The organism is Synechococcus sp. O70.2, from assembly GCF_047462135.1.
GTDB lineage: Bacteria > Cyanobacteriota > Cyanobacteriia > Thermostichales > Thermostichaceae > Thermostichus.
The window spans coordinates 49,033-67,200 of the sequence record NZ_JANSIS010000007.1 but is presented as its reverse complement, the minus strand read 5'-3'; the positions used below and the strand labels follow the sequence as shown (position 1 = coordinate 67,200).

Annotated in this window: 23 protein-coding genes; 15 read left to right on the top strand and 8 right to left on the bottom strand. The window is 61.4% G+C overall.

What is annotated here, in order from left to right; all coding sequences use genetic code 11:
- Positions 1-630, top strand: a complete 630-nt coding sequence (locus tag NW812_RS08975) for a ComF family protein (RefSeq protein WP_414396018.1) — start codon at positions 1-3, stop codon at positions 628-630.
- Here the strand turns inward: NW812_RS08975 and NW812_RS08970 are convergent, their stop codons facing one another.
- Both NW812_RS08970 and NW812_RS08965 read right to left on the bottom strand, forming a co-directional pair.
- Entirely contained in the window at positions 631-1,569 is a 939-nt protein-coding gene (locus NW812_RS08970) for a prohibitin family protein (protein ID WP_414396017.1), read from the bottom strand.
- Positions 1,570-1,609: 40 nt separating this feature from the next.
- Positions 1,610-2,407, bottom strand: coding sequence for a prohibitin family protein (locus NW812_RS08965; RefSeq protein ID WP_414396016.1), 798 nt, complete (start codon positions 2,405-2,407; stop codon positions 1,610-1,612).
- A gap of 260 nt (positions 2,408-2,667) precedes the next feature.
- Here NW812_RS08965 and NW812_RS08960 point away from each other — a divergent pair, with 260 nt between their 5' ends.
- The 6 genes from NW812_RS08960 to NW812_RS08935 all read left to right on the top strand — a co-directional run bounded on the left by NW812_RS08960 (position 2,668) and on the right by NW812_RS08935 (position 6,386).
- Positions 2,668-2,949, top strand: a complete 282-nt coding sequence (locus tag NW812_RS08960) for a hypothetical protein (protein ID WP_414396015.1) — start codon at positions 2,668-2,670, stop codon at positions 2,947-2,949.
- Positions 2,950-3,063: 114 nt separating this feature from the next.
- Complete coding sequence (locus NW812_RS08955) at positions 3,064-3,237, top strand: hypothetical protein (RefSeq protein ID WP_414396014.1); 174 nt, start codon at positions 3,064-3,066, stop codon at positions 3,235-3,237.
- Positions 3,230-3,748, top strand: a complete 519-nt coding sequence (locus tag NW812_RS08950; protein WP_414396013.1) for a GNAT family N-acetyltransferase — start codon at positions 3,230-3,232, stop codon at positions 3,746-3,748. The genes NW812_RS08955 and NW812_RS08950 overlap by 8 nt, the downstream gene beginning before the upstream one ends.
- Before the next feature lie 67 nt (positions 3,749-3,815).
- Positions 3,816-4,124, top strand: coding sequence for a 4a-hydroxytetrahydrobiopterin dehydratase (locus tag NW812_RS08945; RefSeq protein ID WP_414396012.1), 309 nt, complete (start codon positions 3,816-3,818; stop codon positions 4,122-4,124).
- Between the two features lie 237 nt (positions 4,125-4,361).
- Positions 4,362-5,321, top strand: coding sequence for an NAD(P)H-binding protein (locus NW812_RS08940; RefSeq protein WP_414396010.1), 960 nt, complete (start codon positions 4,362-4,364; stop codon positions 5,319-5,321).
- A gap of 78 nt (positions 5,322-5,399) precedes the next feature.
- Positions 5,400-6,386 carry an ABC transporter ATP-binding protein gene (locus NW812_RS08935; RefSeq protein ID WP_414396008.1) on the top strand — a complete coding sequence of 329 codons (987 nt, stop codon included), beginning with the start codon at positions 5,400-5,402 and terminating at the stop codon, positions 6,384-6,386.
- A 29-nt stretch (positions 6,387-6,415) separates the two neighbouring features.
- On the opposite strand, the gene NW812_RS08930 is transcribed toward NW812_RS08935, so the two are convergent.
- Together NW812_RS08930 and NW812_RS08925 are read right to left on the bottom strand one after the other, a co-directional pair.
- Positions 6,416-7,543 (bottom strand): glycosyltransferase family 4 protein, encoded by a 1,128-nt coding sequence (locus NW812_RS08930; protein ID WP_414396006.1) that lies wholly within the window; start codon positions 7,541-7,543, stop codon positions 6,416-6,418.
- A gap of 367 nt (positions 7,544-7,910) precedes the next feature.
- Positions 7,911-8,627 carry a M50 family metallopeptidase gene (locus NW812_RS08925; protein WP_414396004.1) on the bottom strand — a complete coding sequence of 239 codons (717 nt, stop codon included), beginning with the start codon at positions 8,625-8,627 and terminating at the stop codon, positions 7,911-7,913.
- Positions 8,628-8,862: 235 nt separating this feature from the next.
- Here NW812_RS08925 and surE point away from each other — a divergent pair, with 235 nt between their 5' ends.
- Positions 8,863-9,594 (top strand): 5'/3'-nucleotidase SurE, encoded by a 732-nt coding sequence (gene surE, locus NW812_RS08920; protein WP_414396002.1) that lies wholly within the window; start codon positions 8,863-8,865, stop codon positions 9,592-9,594.
- On the opposite strand, the gene NW812_RS08915 is transcribed toward surE, so the two are convergent.
- Entirely contained in the window at positions 9,577-10,197 is a 621-nt protein-coding gene (locus NW812_RS08915) for a DUF3318 domain-containing protein (RefSeq protein WP_414396000.1), read from the bottom strand. The two genes, surE and NW812_RS08915, sit on opposite strands and share 18 nt — an antisense overlap.
- A gap of 130 nt (positions 10,198-10,327) precedes the next feature.
- Between NW812_RS08915 and NW812_RS08910 the strand changes: the two genes are divergently transcribed.
- The 4 genes from NW812_RS08910 to NW812_RS08895 all read left to right on the top strand — a co-directional run bounded on the left by NW812_RS08910 (position 10,328) and on the right by NW812_RS08895 (position 13,384).
- Positions 10,328-11,074, top strand: coding sequence for a GvpL/GvpF family gas vesicle protein (locus tag NW812_RS08910; RefSeq protein WP_414395998.1), 747 nt, complete (start codon positions 10,328-10,330; stop codon positions 11,072-11,074).
- A 64-nt stretch (positions 11,075-11,138) separates the two neighbouring features.
- Positions 11,139-12,329, top strand: a complete 1,191-nt coding sequence (locus NW812_RS08905; protein WP_414395996.1) for an FAD-dependent oxidoreductase — start codon at positions 11,139-11,141, stop codon at positions 12,327-12,329.
- Positions 12,317-12,514: a sulfur carrier protein ThiS gene (thiS, locus tag NW812_RS08900; protein ID WP_414395995.1), complete on the top strand. Its 198-nt coding sequence runs from the start codon at positions 12,317-12,319 to the stop codon at positions 12,512-12,514. The genes NW812_RS08905 and thiS overlap by 13 nt, the downstream gene beginning before the upstream one ends.
- 42 nt (positions 12,515-12,556) lie before the next feature.
- Positions 12,557-13,384 carry a thiazole synthase gene (locus NW812_RS08895; RefSeq protein ID WP_414395993.1) on the top strand — a complete coding sequence of 276 codons (828 nt, stop codon included), beginning with the start codon at positions 12,557-12,559 and terminating at the stop codon, positions 13,382-13,384.
- A 13-nt stretch (positions 13,385-13,397) separates the two neighbouring features.
- Here the strand turns inward: NW812_RS08895 and NW812_RS08890 are convergent, their stop codons facing one another.
- Both NW812_RS08890 and NW812_RS08885 read right to left on the bottom strand, forming a co-directional pair.
- Positions 13,398-14,030, bottom strand: coding sequence for a class I SAM-dependent methyltransferase (locus NW812_RS08890; protein WP_414395991.1), 633 nt, complete (start codon positions 14,028-14,030; stop codon positions 13,398-13,400).
- An 84-nt stretch (positions 14,031-14,114) separates the two neighbouring features.
- Positions 14,115-14,834: a DUF554 domain-containing protein gene (locus NW812_RS08885; protein WP_414395989.1), complete on the bottom strand. Its 720-nt coding sequence runs from the start codon at positions 14,832-14,834 to the stop codon at positions 14,115-14,117.
- A 150-nt stretch (positions 14,835-14,984) separates the two neighbouring features.
- Between NW812_RS08885 and NW812_RS08880 the strand changes: the two genes are divergently transcribed.
- Positions 14,985-15,509 carry a GNAT family N-acetyltransferase gene (locus NW812_RS08880; protein WP_414395987.1) on the top strand — a complete coding sequence of 175 codons (525 nt, stop codon included), beginning with the start codon at positions 14,985-14,987 and terminating at the stop codon, positions 15,507-15,509.
- Between the two features lie 3 nt (positions 15,510-15,512).
- Positions 15,513-16,223, top strand: a complete 711-nt coding sequence (locus NW812_RS08875) for an esterase/lipase family protein (protein ID WP_414395985.1) — start codon at positions 15,513-15,515, stop codon at positions 16,221-16,223.
- Here NW812_RS08875 and psb29 read toward each other — a convergent pair.
- Entirely contained in the window at positions 16,220-16,939 is a 720-nt protein-coding gene (gene psb29 / locus NW812_RS08870) for a photosystem II biogenesis protein Psp29 (protein WP_414395983.1), read from the bottom strand. The two genes, NW812_RS08875 and psb29, sit on opposite strands and share 4 nt — an antisense overlap.
- A gap of 112 nt (positions 16,940-17,051) precedes the next feature.
- Here psb29 and proB point away from each other — a divergent pair, with 112 nt between their 5' ends.
- On the top strand, positions 17,052-18,167 hold the full coding sequence (gene proB / locus NW812_RS08865) for a glutamate 5-kinase (RefSeq protein ID WP_414395981.1): 1,116 nt from the start codon (positions 17,052-17,054) through the stop codon (positions 18,165-18,167).
- The last annotated feature ends 1 nt before the right edge of the window (position 18,168 follow it).

Here is an 18,168-nt window from a genome sequence, read left to right as displayed (position 1 = left end):
GTGTTTTGTCAAGACTGCCAGAGGCAATTGCAGGCGGAGCGGCTCGACTCCTGGCCGGTCACCACCTCGCCCTGGCCGCTTTATGCTTGGGGGATCCACCGGGGAGCGCTGCGGAGAGCCCTCTATTCCCTGAAATACCAGGGACAGCGGCAGATTGGCGCGGTCTTGGGGGAATGGCTGGGATCCCGCTGGCTGGAGAGCCGGCAGCGGCGTTCTGACCTGCTTCGTCAGGACTATACAGTGGTGCCCATTCCGCTCCATGCGGAGCGGCTGCAACAGCGGGGCTACAATCAGGCAGCCTTGATCAGCCAGGCTTTCTGCGAGCGCACGGGTCTTCGCCACCTGCCCACTGCCCTGGTGCGGGTGCGGGCCACGGCGCCCCAACACGAGCTTAACCCCCAGCAGCGTCGGCAAAATCTAGCTGGAGCCTTTGCCCTCAAGTGCCCTCCGGCTACGCCGGTGTTGCTGCTGGATGACATCTACACCACCGGCTCTACGGTAGAGGCAGCGCACCAGGCTTTGGCTGCTGCCGGGATCCCTGTGGCGGGGGTGATTGTGGTGGCCAAGGCAAAGCAAGCTGCCGATTGCCCCAACCTGCCCTGGCAGCTCCGACGAAGGGGCCAAGCTTGACTACTGCGCCTGTTGCAGAGCTGCCTGGTGAGGATCCACATTGAGGAACACAGTGGCCTCCCCCTCAACGCGGATGATGCGCAAGGGGGGAAGGGAGTCGGTCGGGTTTTGGATGCGCTCTTGCAGCTTCTCGTAAAACAGCAGATCCGCTAGTTGGGCGTTTTTCGCTGCCGCCTTCCCTTTCAGCTCAATGGCCCGCTGGTTTGCCGCCGCCAAGATCAACAACCGCTCCGTTTCTTTTTCTTGGATCTGCGCCCGCACCGCTGCCGTCTGCGCAGTAATCGAGGCCACCTGTTTGCGCTCAATGGAGTCCCGCAGGGCCTGGGGGAAATCGGCATGGCCTAGGAAGAGGCCTTCTACCTCTATCAAGGGCAAGGTCTGGCCGTTGCGGTTGACGGTGGGCATCTCTTGGCGGATCAAGTCCAGGGCCTGCTGCTCGATGGCCATGCGCTGGCTTTTGCGGTAAAAATCCTCAGACTCGAAAGAGGCGGAGATATCGCGGATTTTGGAGCGCACCAACGGCACCACCACTGTTGAAAGATAGTTCTCGCCGATGGTGGCGTGCAGCTCGTCCAGGGTGGCGATGTTGGGCCGGAGGGCAATAGCCACGTCGACGGTAAAGGCTTGCCCATCGGCAGTGTTAACTGCAATAGCGTTGCTGATGGCATTGGGGGAGTTGGGGTCGTTGGTAAACTCCCAAACGCGGGTGAGCACGGTGTAGGTAATCGGCGTCTCGATCCCCGGGATCCGGAACATCACCCCCGGCAGCTCCACCCGCCCCTTTTGCAACCCGGAAAAGGTATTGAACACCACGGTGGCGTGGCCAGGCAGGGTGACGTACAGGCAGGCGCGAACCATTCCCAGGGCCGCTAGGAGAGCGATTGCTGCTCCAGCTAACCAACGCCTCTGGCGCGGGGGCACTTCCTCTGTCGGATACACGGCAGTTGCTCCTGTTCCCAGATTGGGGCTGACGGCACGGCTACTTAGTAACCAGCGTCTCTAGGCGGGATCCCAGCACGGCAGCCTTCACTACCTCCAGGTACTGGGGATTTCGGGTGAGGGCCTCGGCTTTGGCTTGCAGTTGACCGGCTTCTGCCTCGGCTTGAGAAATGATGGCGCGGGCCTCCTGACGCGCCTGCTCGATCTCATATTGTTTTTTCACCAGTTCGTTTTCGGCGATGGTCTTTGCTTCGATAGCCGCTACAAAATCGGGGTCGAAGTCTATGTCTCGCAGCAGAAAGTCCAAAACCTCGATGCCATATTCCTTGAGCAAAAGGGCCACCCGTTCCCGGATTTGCCCCTGGAGCACTGGGCGCTCGGTGGAATACAAAGCCTGGGCGGAAAAGCCGCTGGTCTCGTTGAGGATGACCGAGCGGACAATGGGAGCGATGCGATCGAGGTAGTTCTCCCCCAGTTGGGTATAAACCTTGGGAGCGTCCACAATGCGAAATTGCAGTGTTGCCTCAGCGGCAATCAGCTGTCCATCCTGAGAAAGGGCCAGCAGCCGCGGCGCGTAGGCGTCAGGATCCTCGTCCCTCCAGGTCAGAGCTTGGGTTTTCACATCGAAGGTAACCGTGCGCGAGACAAAGGGCGGTACCCAGTGCAGGCCTGGCTGTAGGGGCGTCGGGCTCACCCCCCCTCCCCAGGTAAACAGCACCATGTTCTCGCCGTTGCCCACCAAGCGCAGCGGCCTGCCCGCTGCCATCAGGATCAACACCACGCCTGCCAGAGTAAGCTGGGGCAGCCAGCGGCTTACCTGCCTTGACCACCTCTCCATCGGCAGCTACCTCCCTCCTACCCTTGCCAGTATTGTTGCCACCGCCTTCAGAGGGAGGCAGGAGCTTTCGCCATCTTTTAAGCTTTCTGCCCGGCTTTCCTAGCCTCGGGCAAGTTGCAGAAGGGCGAGAAAGCGGGAGCGCTGATGTCCCTGAATCTCGAAAAGTTCGCAAAAGCTCACTTCACAGTTTGCAAAGACTCAGGATAAGCCGGCGAAAAGAGAAGAAGATTAAAACATGATAAAGATTTGGGTTGCCGTTCATGCTGCCTCCTCTCGATTACGAGCGGCGAGAGATCCAGGTGCCAACCTCCTGTATCGCGCTGGCAGCCCAGGCTCTAATCCAGCAGGGGGTATCCGTCTACTGGCGGGAAGACAGCCTGTCCGCCCTTATTCAGCTGGGAGCCAGAGGAGCTAGCGATCGAGCTGCCATTTTGTTGGTGGAAATGAGCCTTGCCAGCCAACCGGAGGAGCTGAAGAGCTGGCTGGAGATGTGCTGGCGACTACCCAGCCATCGCCGCGAGCTGTTGCAGGTGCGAGGATAGGGGATCGCTTCTTCTGCAGGCGCGCCAGTCTTGCAAAGTAGGCTGGGGGAATTGGGTCCTGAAAGACAGGGGCCAGGCGCTGCAAAATAGTCTGTAGTCTAGCACCCTCAGCCTATGGATCTCTTGCGGCAGTACGTCCTTCCCGCCCTGATCCTACTGGTATTCCTGTTTACTCTGGTGGTGGTGAGCATCCGCTCGTTTCTACCCCAAGATATGGCCCAGCCTGCACCGATAGAGGAAGCCCCTCCTGTAGCTCTTTCTGGTTGCTGGATGCCTGCCTATGTCTGAAACTGGGATCCCTTTGCCTGCCGGCTACCGTTGGCGCATTGGCTCTGCCTGGGATCGACCCTGGGTGCGGCGGGGACTGCAGGCCACTTTGCAGGAATCTTTCCCCGAGCAGAAGCACTGGGATCACCTGGAGAAGACGCTAGATCGCCTCTTTGACCCCCCGCGTACCCCCTGCTGGTGGATCTTGAAAGAAGAGACAGGGGAGCCAGTGGGCGGTGTTTGGGCCGGCATCTCCACCGATCAAGCCACCTATCGGCGGGTAGCCTACGTCTTCTTGCTCTGGGTGGATCCTGCTCACCGCCGGCGAGGGCTGGGCAGGGCCTTGATGCAACAGGTGGAACGCTGGGGATCCCAGCAGCAGTTGGCAGCCATCACCCTGCAGGTTTATCGCCACAACCAGGCTGCCCTCAACTTTTACAAGCAGGCCCACTTTAGCGTGCAAGGCTACTGGCTGTATAAGCCCCTCGGCGGCGCCAGCACAGCTGATCCAGAAGGTTATGAAGTTTTGTAAGTAAGCCAGGCCTTGTTCTCAGCTCTCTTTTTGATGAAAGCGGTGGCAACGATTGGGGGGAACGCCCATGTCCAGACCTGTCAAGCTGAGCGAAGCAGAGATCCAAGCCAAGCTGGAAAGCCTGCCGGGCTGGTCCTTGCGGGAGGGAAAGCTGCACCGCCAATTTCAGTTTCGCTCCTTTGTCGAAGCCTTTGGCTGGATGAGCAGTGTGGCCTTGGTGGCTGAGAGCATGGGCCACCATCCCGAATGGACCAATGTGTACAACCGTGTGCGGGTGGATCTCACCACCCACGACGCCGGGGGCATTACGGAGCTGGACTTTGCCTTGGCACAACGCATGAACGAGCTAGCCGGCTCCTCGGCAGCCAATGGCTGAGCTGATCGCGTTAGCGGGCCGTAGGCCAATCGCGTTAGCGGGCCGTAGGCCAATCGCGTTAGCGGGCCGTAGGCCAATCGCGTTAGCGGGCCGTAGGCCTTGGCAAGCAAGCAGGGATCCCCCTTTTTGGGTCTGCTCCCAGACCGTTCGCGCTAGCGGGCCGTAGGCCTTGAGGGGGTGTGTTGGGAGCTATCTCAGTCTGATAAACTAAGGCCAAGGTTAAGAAATGATAACTTTATGAACGTGCTGGTTGTCGGGGCAACGGGAACCCTGGGCCGTCAGGTAGTGCGGCGGGCTATTGAGGAGGGCCATCAGGTCACCTGTCTGGTGCGAAACCCGGCTAAGGCTGCTTTCCTAAGCGAATGGGGGGCCCACCTCAAAGTGGGGAACCTGCTGCAGCCAAGCACGCTCCGAGAGGCCATGGAGGGTGTTGAGGCGGTGATTGACTGTGCCAGCGTACGACCAACCGACACGCTCACCACCCGCCAGGTGGATTGGGATGGCAAGGTCGCTTTAATCAACGCCGCTCGGGCCGCCCAAGTGGGGCACTTTATCTTTTTCTCCATCATGGGCGCTCAGCACGAATACCCCAATGTGCCCCTGATGAACTTTAAGCACCACATTGAGAAGTATCTGGTCGGATCCCAGATGCCCTACACCATTTTTCGCCTGGCGGGCTTCATGCAGGGGCTGATTGGCCAGTACGCCATCCCCATTTTGGAAGAGCAAATCGTTTGGGTAACCAGCGAGAGCGTTCCCACGGCCTACCTCGACACCCTAGACGCAGCCCGGTTTGCGGTGCGGGCCCTCAGCCTCGAAGCAGCCAAGCGACAGATCTTTCCCTTGGTGGGGCCCAAGGCTTGGACTTCCCAAGAGGTCATTGCCCTGTGCGAGCAGCTTTCTGGCAAAAAGGCCAAGGTCAGGACCATACCCCTGGGCCTGTTGCGGGGAGCGCGCAAGGTAGCTCAGTTCTTTCAGTGGAGCTGGAACATTGCCGACCGGCTGGCGTTTGTGGAGGTGATTGCCGCCGGAGAGCCGATGCACGCTGACATGACACCGGTGTGCGAAGCCCTAGGCATTGAACTGGCTTCCCTGACCTCCCTCGAGGACTTCCTCGCAGACTACTTCCAGAGGATGTTGAAACGGATTCGCGAGCTGAAGGTTAAACAACCCAAGAAGGTCAAGACGCCTTTCTAAGGGAAACTGCAGCCGAGGCGGGAGTAGAGCGTAAACTGGATAGCGGGCTAGCCTTTTTCTCAACTCCAGCTTTTCCCGATGAGCGAGACGGTTGTCACCTCCCCAGGAGCGGCTGTCGCCCAGCCCGAGCCAGCCATTGCCGTTGCCGGCCTGAGCAAAACCTACCGCACCGGCTTTTGGCTAACCAAGGTGGTCACCCCTCTTAAGGATTTTTCGCTAACCGTGGCCCGCGGTGAAACCTTTGGGCTACTAGGGCCCAACGGAGCTGGCAAAACCACCACGATCAAGTGTCTGCTGGGCATTGTCGAGCCCACCAGCGGCAGGGGCATGCTCTTAGGCAAACCCCTGGGGGATCGCTCCATCAAGCAGCGGGTGGGCTATCTGCCGGAGAACCCCTATTTTTACGACTACCTGACCGCTTGGGAGTTTCTCCATTTTGCTGGCAAGGTGTTTCGCCTCTCGGACAGCCTCCTCAAGGAGCGGATCCCGCAACTGCTGGAGCTGGTGGGGCTTTCTATAGATACGGCCCGCAAGAAGCCAATGCGCACCTACTCCAAGGGCATGCTGCAGCGCACGGGCATGGCCCAAGCCCTGATCAACGACCCGGAGCTGGTGTTTCTGGATGAGCCGATGTCGGGTCTGGATCCCATGGGCCGCTACCAGATGCGGGAGATCATCCTGTCTCTCAAGCAGCAGGGCAAAACGGTATTCTTCAACAGCCACATCCTGGGGGATGTGGAGGTGATCTGCAACCGCATTGGCCTCATGGTCGGCGGCAAGTTGGTGCAGCAGGGAACATTGGACGAGCTGCTGGGCCAGAGCAAGAGCTACCGCGTGCAAGGGCACGGCGGCGCCGTAGAGCAGTTCCGCGACTGCCTTGAGCACTTCTCCATCCAAGGATCCCATTGGTCGGGAGAATGGAGCGGATCCCTGCCGGAGCTGCTCAATCTCCTAAACCAGGCGGGGGCGGTGGTAACCGATGTGCATTGGCAACGGCAGTCCCTAGAAGAGTTCTTTGTCGAGCAAGTGCGGGCCATTGAAGGGGATCGGCCACTCTCTGCCTGACCTGGCCCAGGTGTTTTGGAACGTCATTTCTACCGACTACGTCCTGCCTCAGCGATGACAGCGCGGTAGTACTCCTCTAGCTGCTGCGTGGCTGCGGACCAGCTCCAGCGCTCGGCCTCCTGGCGGGCCTGTTGCCGGAAAAGTTGACGCTGGTCGGCCCTCTCCAGCAGTTGCCGTGTGGCCTGAACAAAGTCACTGTCGGAGTCGGGATCGAAGAGAAAGCCGTTGCGGCCGCTGTCCACCACATCGGTAATGCCGCCGCAGCGGGGGGCGATCACCGGACAGCCGGCAGCCATGGCCTCTAACAAAACCAGCCCCAACGTCTCGGTGCGGGAGGGAAACACAAATAGATCGGCAGAAGCAAAGGCCGCCGCCAGCTCTTGCCCCTGCAAGTAGCCCGTAAACACCACGTCATAGCCGGCAAAATGCTGTTCCAGGGATCGCCGCTCCGGTCCATCCCCGACAATAGCCAGACGCGCCTGCGGGATCTGCTCCAGGAGCACCCGGATCCGCCCCACCTCTTTTTCTGCGGAGAGCCGACCCACGTAGAGCAACAGCGGCCGCTCGGGCTGCCCTGCGCTGAGGCGGGCCCGCATCTCTGGACTGGCGGCCTGGGGATGGAAGAGCTCCGTATCCACTCCTCGCTGCCACAGGTGAACTCGCTCGATGCCGTGGGCAGTGAGCTCCTGCATCATGGCCGTCGAGGTACAGAGGTTGAGCCGCGCCAGATTGTGCCCCAGCCTGAGGAGGCTCCACAAAACCCCCTCCAGAAAGCCCAGCCCATAGTGCTTCAGGTACTTTGGCAAATGGGTGTGGTAGGAGGCCACCAGGGGGATCCTCATGGTCTGACTGTAGTAGAGGCCCCCCAGACCCAAAACCGCTGGGTTGACCACGTGGATGACATCCGGTCGAAAACGGCTAAGCAGCCTGCCAATGGCCGGGCCGGGAGCAGCCAGCTTCAACTCTGGGTACAAAGGCAAGGGGAAGCCGGGGATCCCGTAAACCCGTGCCCGCGCAAACCGCCTGGGTGCTCCCTGAGGGGCAACAATCAGCACCGAGTTGCCGCGGGCCGTTAGGTGGCGCACTGTATGGCAAAGCCGGGTAACAATGCCATCCACCTTGGGCAAGAACGTCTCTGTAAACAGAGCTATGCGCATCGGGGATCCCAAGCCTACTGCTCCCACCCGTCGGACGGTGTCTTCAACAACTCTTAGGATGAGTGTTGCACAAAATGGCAACGCAACAACGGCTTGGGCACCCCCTCTAGCGGGACAGGCTAGCAGCAGGGCTGGCTGGCTGGATCTGGCCCAGGGCTGGGTCTTGGCCCAGAGTATCTGCCAACGTTTTGCTCACAGATAGCAGCATGGCCGCCAAAGCCAGACCAATGACATCTCTCCACATTGTCCGCTCCCACACTCCTCACGCCCCTTACTGTAGCGGCGGCTTTTGCGGCCGGGCAGTGATGGGCAACGGATTTTTGGGTGATAGCAATCACTGCCAAAATTGCGGCTTTGCCCCTTTTGGCTAGTCGCGGAAGGCCAGTTGCAAGCTGCTTATCAGCACAGCCAAAGAAAACACCGCCATCACCCCTCCCCAGAACCAGTAGGGCAAAAATAAGCTTTGGGCTATCTGGCTGGAGTCGGAGAGGATCAGCCGCCCGTTGATGACAGCACCCTCCATAAAGAGATAGTCAACCTGGTGATAGGTGCTCACACAGGCCTGCACCCCCAGAAATTGCAGGACAAAGCCCCGCAACCAAGGGGAAGCCCAGCAAGCTACCGCCAGGATGCCCAAACCCATGGCGGGGAGGAGCAAGAGGCCAAAGGGAGAACGCACCCAGAGCAGCGTCGAGAGCAACAGCAGGGATCCCAAAAACACCAACCCCAGCCAAGCTGTGCTGCGGCGGCGGGAAGCGAGGATGAACAGAGCCCCAGCCAGCGGCGGACCCATCGGCCCAGCGGCGGCCACCAAAGCCCGCCCCACCCGTCCTAAAAACAGCTCGCCACTGTAGATAGCTAGCCCCGAGCCATCAGGATAGATCTCCAGACGATGAAACTCTCCCCCCAACAGCAGCGCCGTCAGCCCGTGGCCCATCTCATGAAACCAGGTGGCCAACAGGGTAAAGGGATAGAGGAGGTAATTGCCCCAGGGAAACTGCCAGAGCAAGACCGTCAGCCCTGCAGCAGCCACCAGCCAAATCACGCTCTGCCGGTCAGGTTTTTCGGAAGGGGAAGAAGGCATAGGGGGAGAGGAGACTTGCCAAAAAAGAGTCTAGAACACCTAGCCCCGTAGACGCCTGCTAGCGGTGCAGAGTTCCACGCCATTGAGTCTTGCCAAGCCTCAACTGGGGGAAGAGAACGCCGGGGATCTGCCTTATAAAGAGAGACGGGCTCCGCCTTGCCCTTGACCTCAAACCCATCTGCAACAGGGACTTGCGATTAGGCTAACCCAAGGAGCTGCCGGCAGAGGAATTTAGATGAAGGTATTGCTAACCAACGACGATGGCATCGAGGCGGCAGGGCTGGCGCACCTCAGGCTAGCCCTCAGCGCTCTCGTTGCCGAGGAAAACTGCTGGATTGTGGCCCCTCACCAGCCGATTTCCGGCTGTAGCCACCAAGTGACGACGGGGCGGCCCTTCCGCGCCTGGGCCCGTGGCACGCGCACCTTTGCTGTAGAGGGATCCCCTGCCGACTGTGTGCGGGTGGCCTTGTTTAAGCTTGCCCCTTCCGTGGATTGGGTGCTTTCTGGCATCAACGAGGGAGGGAATCTGGGAACGGATGTGTACCTGTCCGGCACGGTGGCAGCGGTGCGGGAAGCGGCGCTGCGGGGGATCCGGGGAATTGCCATCTCCCAGTATCGGGCAGGAAGCCAACCCATCGATTGGGAGCAAGCGCAGCGGTGGACGCGGGAGATCTTGGCAGAGCTGATGGAGCAACCCTTACCTAGAGGCGCCTTTTGGAACGTGAACTTGCCCCACCTGCCGCCTGGATCCCCTTTGCCGGAGCGAGTTTACTGTCCCCTCTGCACGCAGCCGCTGCCGCTCGATTACGCCGTGGAAGCAGAGGGAGAAGGCTTGGAGTTGCTGTGGTTCCGCTACCAGGGGCGCTACGCAGAGCGCGCTCGGGATCCCCAAACCGACACCGATGTCTGCTTCTCCGGTCGGGTAGCCATCACCCAGGTGCACCTGACCTCAGGAGCTCCCCGGTGAGGGAGTGAGGTTGCGGGCGATGGTTCTCAGCCGCTGCAGCCGCAGCGCCGTCAGGATGTCAGAGGGATCCAGCTTCAGGGTTTGTTCCAGGGCCTCTGCCAAGTGTCGGGCTGCCTCCTGACGGGTATAGCCGCGGAACTGGGCGCGGCGCAGGGCAAATTCATCGGCATCGAAAGGGGCGCTCTCGCGATGGAGGCTTTGCCAGATCTGTCGAACGGAGAGGGCCGTAATGCCCCCCGCTAGAAGAGCAGAAAAGGGGTGTTGCAGAGAGAGCTCCACCAGGGTGGTAATGCCCCCAAACAGCGCCAGCGATTGGTAAAACCCTGGCTGCAGCCAGTTGCGATGGCTAAGCCAGCCCACCTCCCGCAAAAACAGGAGATCTCGGTGCGGCTGCGGGATCCCTTGCCACCGGCGAAAGTCAATGGCAATGGTGCCCTGGGGCTGCCAGGGAGCCTGGCGGCGAGAAACCAGCAGCCTCTCGCCCCCCGAGTGAGGAACCACTTTGATCCAAGCTCGGAAGGAAGCGGGGAGCAGATCCCGCAAGCGTTCAATTTCTTCTTTTTGAAAGGTTTCCAAAGACTGGAAGTCTGGGCCACTAGTCATACTTACGTGTGCTGATTCTTGAACCCCCTCTCTAGCCTAGCGGCAGCAGGGGTGGCGTGAGGCTTGGCAAGCGAACGTCCTGGCTCCTGCGGCTTTAAGCTGAGAAGAAAAGCCCAGCCTGGATTGAACCATGCCGTGGTCAGCTCAGCCAGAGCCGCCGGCAGGGATCCTTTACGCCTATGCGTTTTTGCCAACGCCGGGGGCATCCCTTTGCCAATTCATCCAGCAAACCCCTGGCATCCAGCGGCCACTGCAGGTGTTCTCCCCGCCGGGGGGCCGCATTGCCGCCGCTATTGAGCCCCTACCCAACCCAGCGGCACTCCAAGCTTCGGACGAGGTACTCCTGCGTTCGGCTCTGCGCCATGACGAGGTGATCTGCCGGCTGTTTGCCCAGACACCCCTTCTGCCTCTTCGCTTTGGCACATGTTTTCTCTCGGCCGAAAAGCTGGGAGCCCACTTGTTAACCCAGCAGGCGGAGTACGAACAGGCGCTAGCTGCTCTCGGGAAAAGAGCCGAGTATTGCCTCAAAGGCAGGGTTCACACCCCGCTTCCTGGGGATCCCCCGCCCGCCCCCAGTGGAACGGCCTACCTGCTAGCCCGCAAGCAGGCCTACCTGCAACAGCGCCAGGCCCAGGAGCAACAACAGCGGGAGCTAGCCGTGCTGCAGCAGCTCTGGCCCCCTAACTGGCCTGTGCAGAGGGGGGATCCCCAGTCAGGAGAAGTGCTGCGGCTATACTTTTTACTCACTCCCGCCGAATGGGAAGTTGCCGCCCAGCTCACCCAAACCTGGCTGGCGGAGCACCCCCACTGGCAATTGGACTGGAGTCCTCCCTTGCCCCCTTATCACTTCGTGGATGTCCTGCGGGATCTTTACTAGGTAGGCCCAGGCTGCTGGCCTGCTGCGGAGTCCTACCTGCAGCTTCTGACTCCACTGACCGCCAATGACCCTTCCCAGCGGCTCTCCTCAGACCAAGCCCTCGCCCACGCCCCGGACGGCCCAGCCGGATCCCGTCCTCATCCTCGGGGCCGGCCTCATGGGGCGCCTGTTGGCTGCCAGCCTGCTCGAAGACGGCCATCGGGTGCACCTGGTGGAAGCAGCCCCGGCCACCGCCCCAGAAAGCAGCGCCGCCCATTTTGCCGCGGCCATGCTCGCTCCTTTGGCTGAGTCGGTCATCACCGAAGCCAGCGTGGTGGCCCAGGGGTACTACGCCCTCTCCCGCTGGCCCGCCCTGCTAGCCAGCCTGCCAGAGCCCGTTTTCTTTCAGCAGGAGGGCACCTTGATCCTCTGGCACCGTCAAGATGCTGGGGAAGCCAAGCGCTTCTCCAACTTGCTGGCCGCGGTGAGAGAACGCCTCCCCCATCTTCCCCGCCCCCAGCCGCTCGATGCCCAGGCCCTGGCTGAACTGGAGCCCTCGCTGGCCGGCCGATTTAGCCAGGGTCTCTATCTTCCCCAGGAGGGTCAACTAGACAACCGCCAACTGCTGTCGGCTACGCTGGCCAAGCTGCGGCAGCACGGGGTGGAGGTGGAGTGGGGATCCTCTTGGGATCTCGAGCGAGCGCGGGCCTGGCAGCAGCAGACCGGCGGCTGGGTTTTGGACTGCCGTGGTCTGGGAGCCCAAAAAGAATGGGGCGGGCAGAAACCGCTGCGGGGAGTGCGGGGGGAGGTGGTGCGTTTGTACGCTCCAGAAGTTTCGCTGCGGCGCCCAACGCGGCTATTACACCCTCGCTATCCCATCTACATTGCTCCTAAGCCAGGGCACCTATTCGTGGTGGGAGCCACTGAAATTGAATCCGAGGATCGCTCGCCCGTGAGCGTCCGCTCGGCTTTGGAGTTGCTCAGCGCCGCCTACACGGTTCACCCTGCCTTTGCCGAAGCGCGTATCCTAGAATTAGGCAGCCAATGCCGTCCCACCCTAGCAGACAACTTGCCGGCAGTGGTGGAGCCGTCCCCACGCCTGTTGCAGATTAACGGCCTCTATCGCCACGGTTTTCTCATTGCTCCGGCCCTTCACGACGCCGTCCTGGAGTACCTTCACCACGGCAGTTGCCGCCTAGCCCAGCAGCTGGGGATCCCCTTTCAGGTGCAGGCTGCCTCGTTTCCCCAGGAGTCTCTGTCGCCATGCGGGTCTTGATCAACCAGAAGCCTTACGATTTGCCAGAGGGCGCAACTTTGGCCGAGGCCATCGCCCAGGTGGAGGTCTGTGGCCCCTTTGCAGTGGCGGTTAACCTGGAGTTTGTGCCGCGCGCCCGCTACGAGCAAACCCGTCTGCAAGAGGGCGACCAGGTCGAGATCCTTGTGCCGGCTGCCGGGGGCTAGGGCATAGGTGCCTTCCTCTTTGTCCTAAACTCTGTCCCAGCGATGTCCACTCTTCTTGAGCTTTCCCCTTCAATCCAGGCCGATGAGGATCCCTTGGTGCTCTACGGCCAGGCTCTGCCCAGCCGGCTGATGCTGGGGACAGCCCGCTACCCTTCGCCGGCTATTTTGGAACAGGCGGTGGCGCGGGCGCAGCCCTGTCTGTTGACGGTTTCCCTACGGCGCCAGGGTGCCCTAGGGCCAGAGGCCTCTCAGGGGTTTTGGGCCCTACTGCAGAAGCTGGGGATCCCACTTTTGCCCAACACCGCCGGCTGCCACAGCGTGCAGGAGGTGGTCACGACGGCGGAGATGGCCCGAGAGGTGTTTGGCACCGACTGGATCAAGCTGGAGCTGATTGGCGATGACTACACCCTGCAGCCGGATCCGGTGCAACTGCCCGTTGCCGCTGCCGAGCTGGTTCGGCGGGGGTTTAAGGTCTTGCCGTATAGCACCGACGACCTAGTGCTCTGCCAGCGGCTCTTGGATGCCGGTTGTGAGGTGGTCATGCCCTGGGCCGCTCCCATCGGCACGGGCAAAGGCCCCCTCAACCCCTACAACCTGCGTCTGCTGCGGGAGCGGATCGAGGCGCCGCTAATTGTGGATGCCGGCCTAGGCTTGCCCTCCCACGCTTGCCAGGTCATGGAGTGGGGCTTCGATGGGGTCCTGCTCAATACAGCAGTGGCCCTAGCCCGGGATCCGGTGGCGATGGCCGAGGCTTTCGCGGCAGCGGTGCGTGCAGGCCGCCAAGCTTATCTAGCGGGGGCAATGGCTCCGCAGGAAACACCCCAGCCCAGCACGCCTGTTCTGGGCACTCCCTTCTGGCACCAGGGTTAACTGCTCTATCAAATCAAGCAACAGGCTTTTGCGCCTGGATGACCTGCAGGGCTCCTCCAGCGTGCAGGGTTTGCCGGACGGCCTGCCAGCCCTGGTGCTGCAGGTACTGGGGCAAGTCCAGCTTGAGGAAGTGCCAGGCAGTCTCGGTCTCAAACAGGGCTAGAAACAGGGCCAGTCCAGGCCAAAGTAGGGGCTGGTGGGGCGCGTGCAAATCGAGAAGTAAAAGCCTTCCCCCTGGCTTGAGCACCCGCCAGACTTCGCGCAGCGCTTGTTCGAGGTCGGGGAAGGTCAACTCGTGCAGGGCCAAGCTGGTGTGTACCCAGTCAAAGTTGTCGGCGGGAAAGGGCAGATCCTGGGCAAAGGCTTCCACAAATTCAACGTTGGGTAGGCGCTGGCGGGCTGCTGCTAGGGCTTTGGGTGAGGCATCCACGCCGACCACATGTTGACATAGCTCGGCCAGAAGCGGTGTCACTTCCGCCGGCCCACAGCAGAGATCCAACACCCGATCCTGAGGTTGGATGGGGATCCCTTGCAGGGGCAAGCGCCGCAGCCGAGCATATCCCCCCACTGCCAGGGCCGCCGCGCGGCTAATGCTGCGGTAAAGCCAGGGAAAGCGGTAGCTCCAGTCGCGGAGGAAGGTGGCCATAGAGGCTTCTCCTACCCCACTAGCGGGATCTCCCAGCGTCACTTGCCGCCAAGCTGAGGGGAGTTGCTCCTTGCTCTGGACAGACTAGAGGTCAAGATCCCACAGCGGGAAGAATCCCACCAGCAGCTCCACAATCAGCAAAGCCGGCAACAGGTTGGCCACCCGAAGGCGCGCTAGGCCAAGCAGGTTAATGCCAATACCTAGGATGAGGATCCCACCGGTGGCCTCCAAGGCCGCAAGCAGCTCTGGGCGCAGCAGGGGCTGCAGTTGTCGGGCTAGCAAGGCCACTCCTCCCTGAACCAGGAGCACCGGCAGGGCGGAAAACAGTGTACCCCAGCCCAGGCTGGCGGTAAAAGCCAGGGTGGCTATGCCATCCAGCGCAGCTTTGACCAGGAGCAGCGAGGGATCCCCCAAGCCATCCTGGATGGATCCCAGCAGCGTCATGGGCCCAACCAAAAAGAGAATGCTGGGGGCCACGAAGGCGCAAGCAATGGGGCTAGGGCCTAGCCAGCGGCTTACCTGCTTTTCTAGGGCTTGTCCCAGCCGCTCAAAGGTAGCCTCGAGATCGCTCCATTCCCCCAGCCAAGCTCCCCCGATCAAGGCCAGCAAGACCGTGACTGCCTGGGCGGCGCTGCTGAGGGTAAGGGCCATTTGCATCCCCAGAACTAACACCAGCAAGCCCATAGCTTGGAGCAGGGTTTGGCTGATGCGCTCCGGCAAACGACGGCCTAGTGCCCAGCCAAGGCCGCTGCCCAAGAGGATGGCGAGGGCATTGACGAGGGTGCCAGTGCCAGGGGTAGCCATAAAACGTTCTCGCCGGCCAGCCTGAATTATAAGTCTCCCTCGAAATCTTCTCCAGGCCGACAGGGAAGCACCTGGGCAGACTGGCCGTTTCTGCTGCCAATCCTGGCTATACTGGGGACATGCTCACAGAGGTGGGCTTTTACTCCACTCATGGGTTTTTGGAAAGGCCTGTTTGGGTCAGCAGGGGCTGCCACCGCCAAAGCGTCAACGCAAACGGCTACACCTGCCCCTCGCCAGGAGACGGTGGCGGTGGGGGGGGAGACTATTGTCTTTAGCCTGGATCCCAACGTAGATGTGTACGAGCTGGAAGAGCTTTGCGATGCAGTAGGGTGGTCGCGTCGCCCCATCCACAAAGTTAGGAAAGCTCTGCAGCACAGTTTTTTGGTGGTCTCGATGTGGCAGCAGCGGGGCAGCTACCGACGTCTCATTGGCTTTGCCCGCGCCACCTCGGACCATGCCTTCAACGCCACCATTTGGGATGTAGTGGTCCATCCTGAGTTTCAGGGCCGAGGGCTGGGCAGGCGGCTGATGGAAAAGGTCATTCAGGAGCTGCGCGCTCAGGACATCAGCAACATCACCCTCTTTGCCGACCGGGAAGTGGTCAGCTTCTACGAGCGGCTTGGCTTTACGGCCGACCCTGAGGGGATCAAGGGCATGTTTTGGTACCCGCGCTAGCCCATGGCTCCCCTGCCCACAGTGATCTTGCCGGGTTATCTGGCGGGCGCCTCGGAGTACGAGCCTTTGCGCCGGGAGCTGGAGAAGCGTGGCTATCCAGCGCGAGTGGTACCGCTGCGGGTAGCCAGTTGGCTGCCCACCCTGGGAGGAAGGCCGGTCACGCCTATCTTGCGGGCTCTCCAGGCCACTGTCCGACGTACCCAGGCCGAGTTTGGAGCTGAGCAGGTGAACTTGGTGGCCCACTCCGCTGGCGGCTGGATTGCTCGCATCTACCTGGGATCGGTGCCCTACGGAGGTCAGGTCTGGCAGGGGCGGGATCACGTGGCCACCCTGATTAGCCTGGGATCCCCTCACACCAGCCGGGAGCGCTGGACAAGGCGCAACCTGGACTTTGTGAACACCCACTACCCAGGCGCCTTCTGGCCTCAGGTCAAGTACGTGTGCGTGGCTGGCAAGGCCATCCAAGGACGGCGCGTGGGCTGGGGATCCCTGTGGCGGCGAGAGCACTACCTCAGCTGGCTAGCCTACAACAGCTACCGGCTCACTGCCGGCCAGGGAGAACTCTGGGGAGATGGCATCACTCCCATCGAGGCAGCCCATCTGCCGGGAGCTATCAACCTCACCCTTCCCAATTGCTACCACTCGGGCCGCGGCGCGCGATGCTGGTATGGTTCGCCAGAGGTAGTCGAGAGTTGGATTGCTTACTTGGCCTAGCTGCTGGATCTTGGGGGATCGGCAGTGGAGCTGCCAGGCAGGGAAGCCGCCGACTGGCGACGTTCCTGTTGACGCCGGGCCGCTTTTACCATCTCCTCGAGAGCAGCGCGCGCCTGCTTCAGGCGGTCCAAGCTGCTGCGGTAGAGCTCCAGGTCTTTTTTCACCCTCTCTGGCGAGAAAGGCAGCTTCCTAATCACCTCCTCCAGAAAGCGGCGGCTGCGCTCTTCGGGATCCTTATAGAGGGAGGCAGCTACTGCCTCGTAGGCCGTGTAGAGGCCAACGGCCAAAACTCGGCTGTAGGCATAGGGAGGCTGGGTCATGCGCTGCAAGATGGCCTTTAGCCCCCCCACATCTTCCGCCTCTGGTTTGAGGCAGAGCAGGTTGTAGCGCTGCTGGGGATCCCCGCTGCGCAGGAGCTCCAGCAGGTCACGGGCATTCCTGCGCACCACCTCCGGCTTGAGGTGGAGAGCCTTACAGAGGGCGTTGAAGAGGACCTCGCGCTGCTCAGGAGAAGGGTAAGTCTCCATCAGCCCGTTGTAGAGGGTAACCAGCCCCAGGGCAAAAAAGGGATCGTAGACAAAGGCGCTGTTGACCGTGGCCAGGTGCAGCTCCACCAGCAACTCTTCCACCACCCGGCGATAGGCAGGGTGAATAGGGCGAGGGTAGGCGCTCAAAAAAGCCGCTTTGGTGGCCGAAAAGGTGCGGACAGGATTCACAGGCAAAGAAAGAGAGCGGGAGGCAAACTTATAATATTCTCCCTCGGAGCGACCCCGCGGGCAAGCCAGGCCCTAGGTTGCCGTGGGGTGGGAGGGTTAGCGATTTAGCGATATGGCAGCTACAGAGGGAACCATTGTCGTCAAAATCGGCACCTCCAGCTTGACGGATCCGCAGACGGGCTCCCTGCGCCTTTCCGTGTTGGGGCCCCTGGTGGAGGTGCTGACGCGGCTGCGCAACCAGGGCTATGCGGTAATCCTGGTCTCCTCCGGGGCGGTGGGGATAGGCTGTGCCCGCCTGGGCTTGCGCCAACGGCCGACGGCAATTGCGGAAAAGCAGGCGGTGGCGGCGGTGGGTCAGGGACGGCTGATTCGCCTCTACGACGATCTCTTCTCTGCTCTCAACCAACCCATTGCCCAGGTGCTGCTCACCCGAGGCGACTTCGTGGAGCGCAGCCGCTACGTCAATGCCAATCGCACCTTCACCCAACTGCTGCAGATGGGGGTTATCCCCATCGTCAACGAAAACGACACGGTGGCGGTGGAGGAGCTGAAGTTTGGCGACAACGACTCCCTCTCTGCCCTGGTGGCGAGCATGGTGCAGGCCAAGTGGCTGATCCTCCTCACCGATGTGGACAGGCTCTACTCCGCTGATCCCCACCGCGATCCCTCCGCCGAGCCCATCGAGCGGGTGGAGCACGGCATGCCTTTGCGGGTGAAGGCGGAAGCCCACGGCAACAGTGGCTGGGGCACCGGCGGCATGGCAACCAAGCTCGCTGCGGCTCAAATCGCCACCGCTGCCGGCGTGACGGTCGTGATCACCAACGGCAAACGGCCCGACCAGATCCCAGCCATCTTAGCCGGCGAGCCCATTGGCACCCGCTTTGAGCCCGCTCCTCAGCCGGTTAGCGCCCGCAAGCGGTGGATTGCCTACGGCCTTATCCCCGAGGGATCCCTGACCTTGGATGAGGGAGCCGTGCGGGCAATCTGTGAGCAGGGGCGCTCGCTGCTGCCAGCGGGGATTACCGACGTTTCTGGCGACTTTGAGGCGGGGGCTGCCGTGCGCCTGTGCGATCCCAGCGGGCGAGAGGTGGGGCGGGGCCTAGTCAACTACAGCGCCGAGGAACTGCGGCGGATCAAAGGCAAGAAAACTGCTGAAATCCCCTACATCTTGGGCTACGAGGGAGTCGATACCGCTGTCCATCGGGATAACCTGGTCCTGCTGGAGTGAC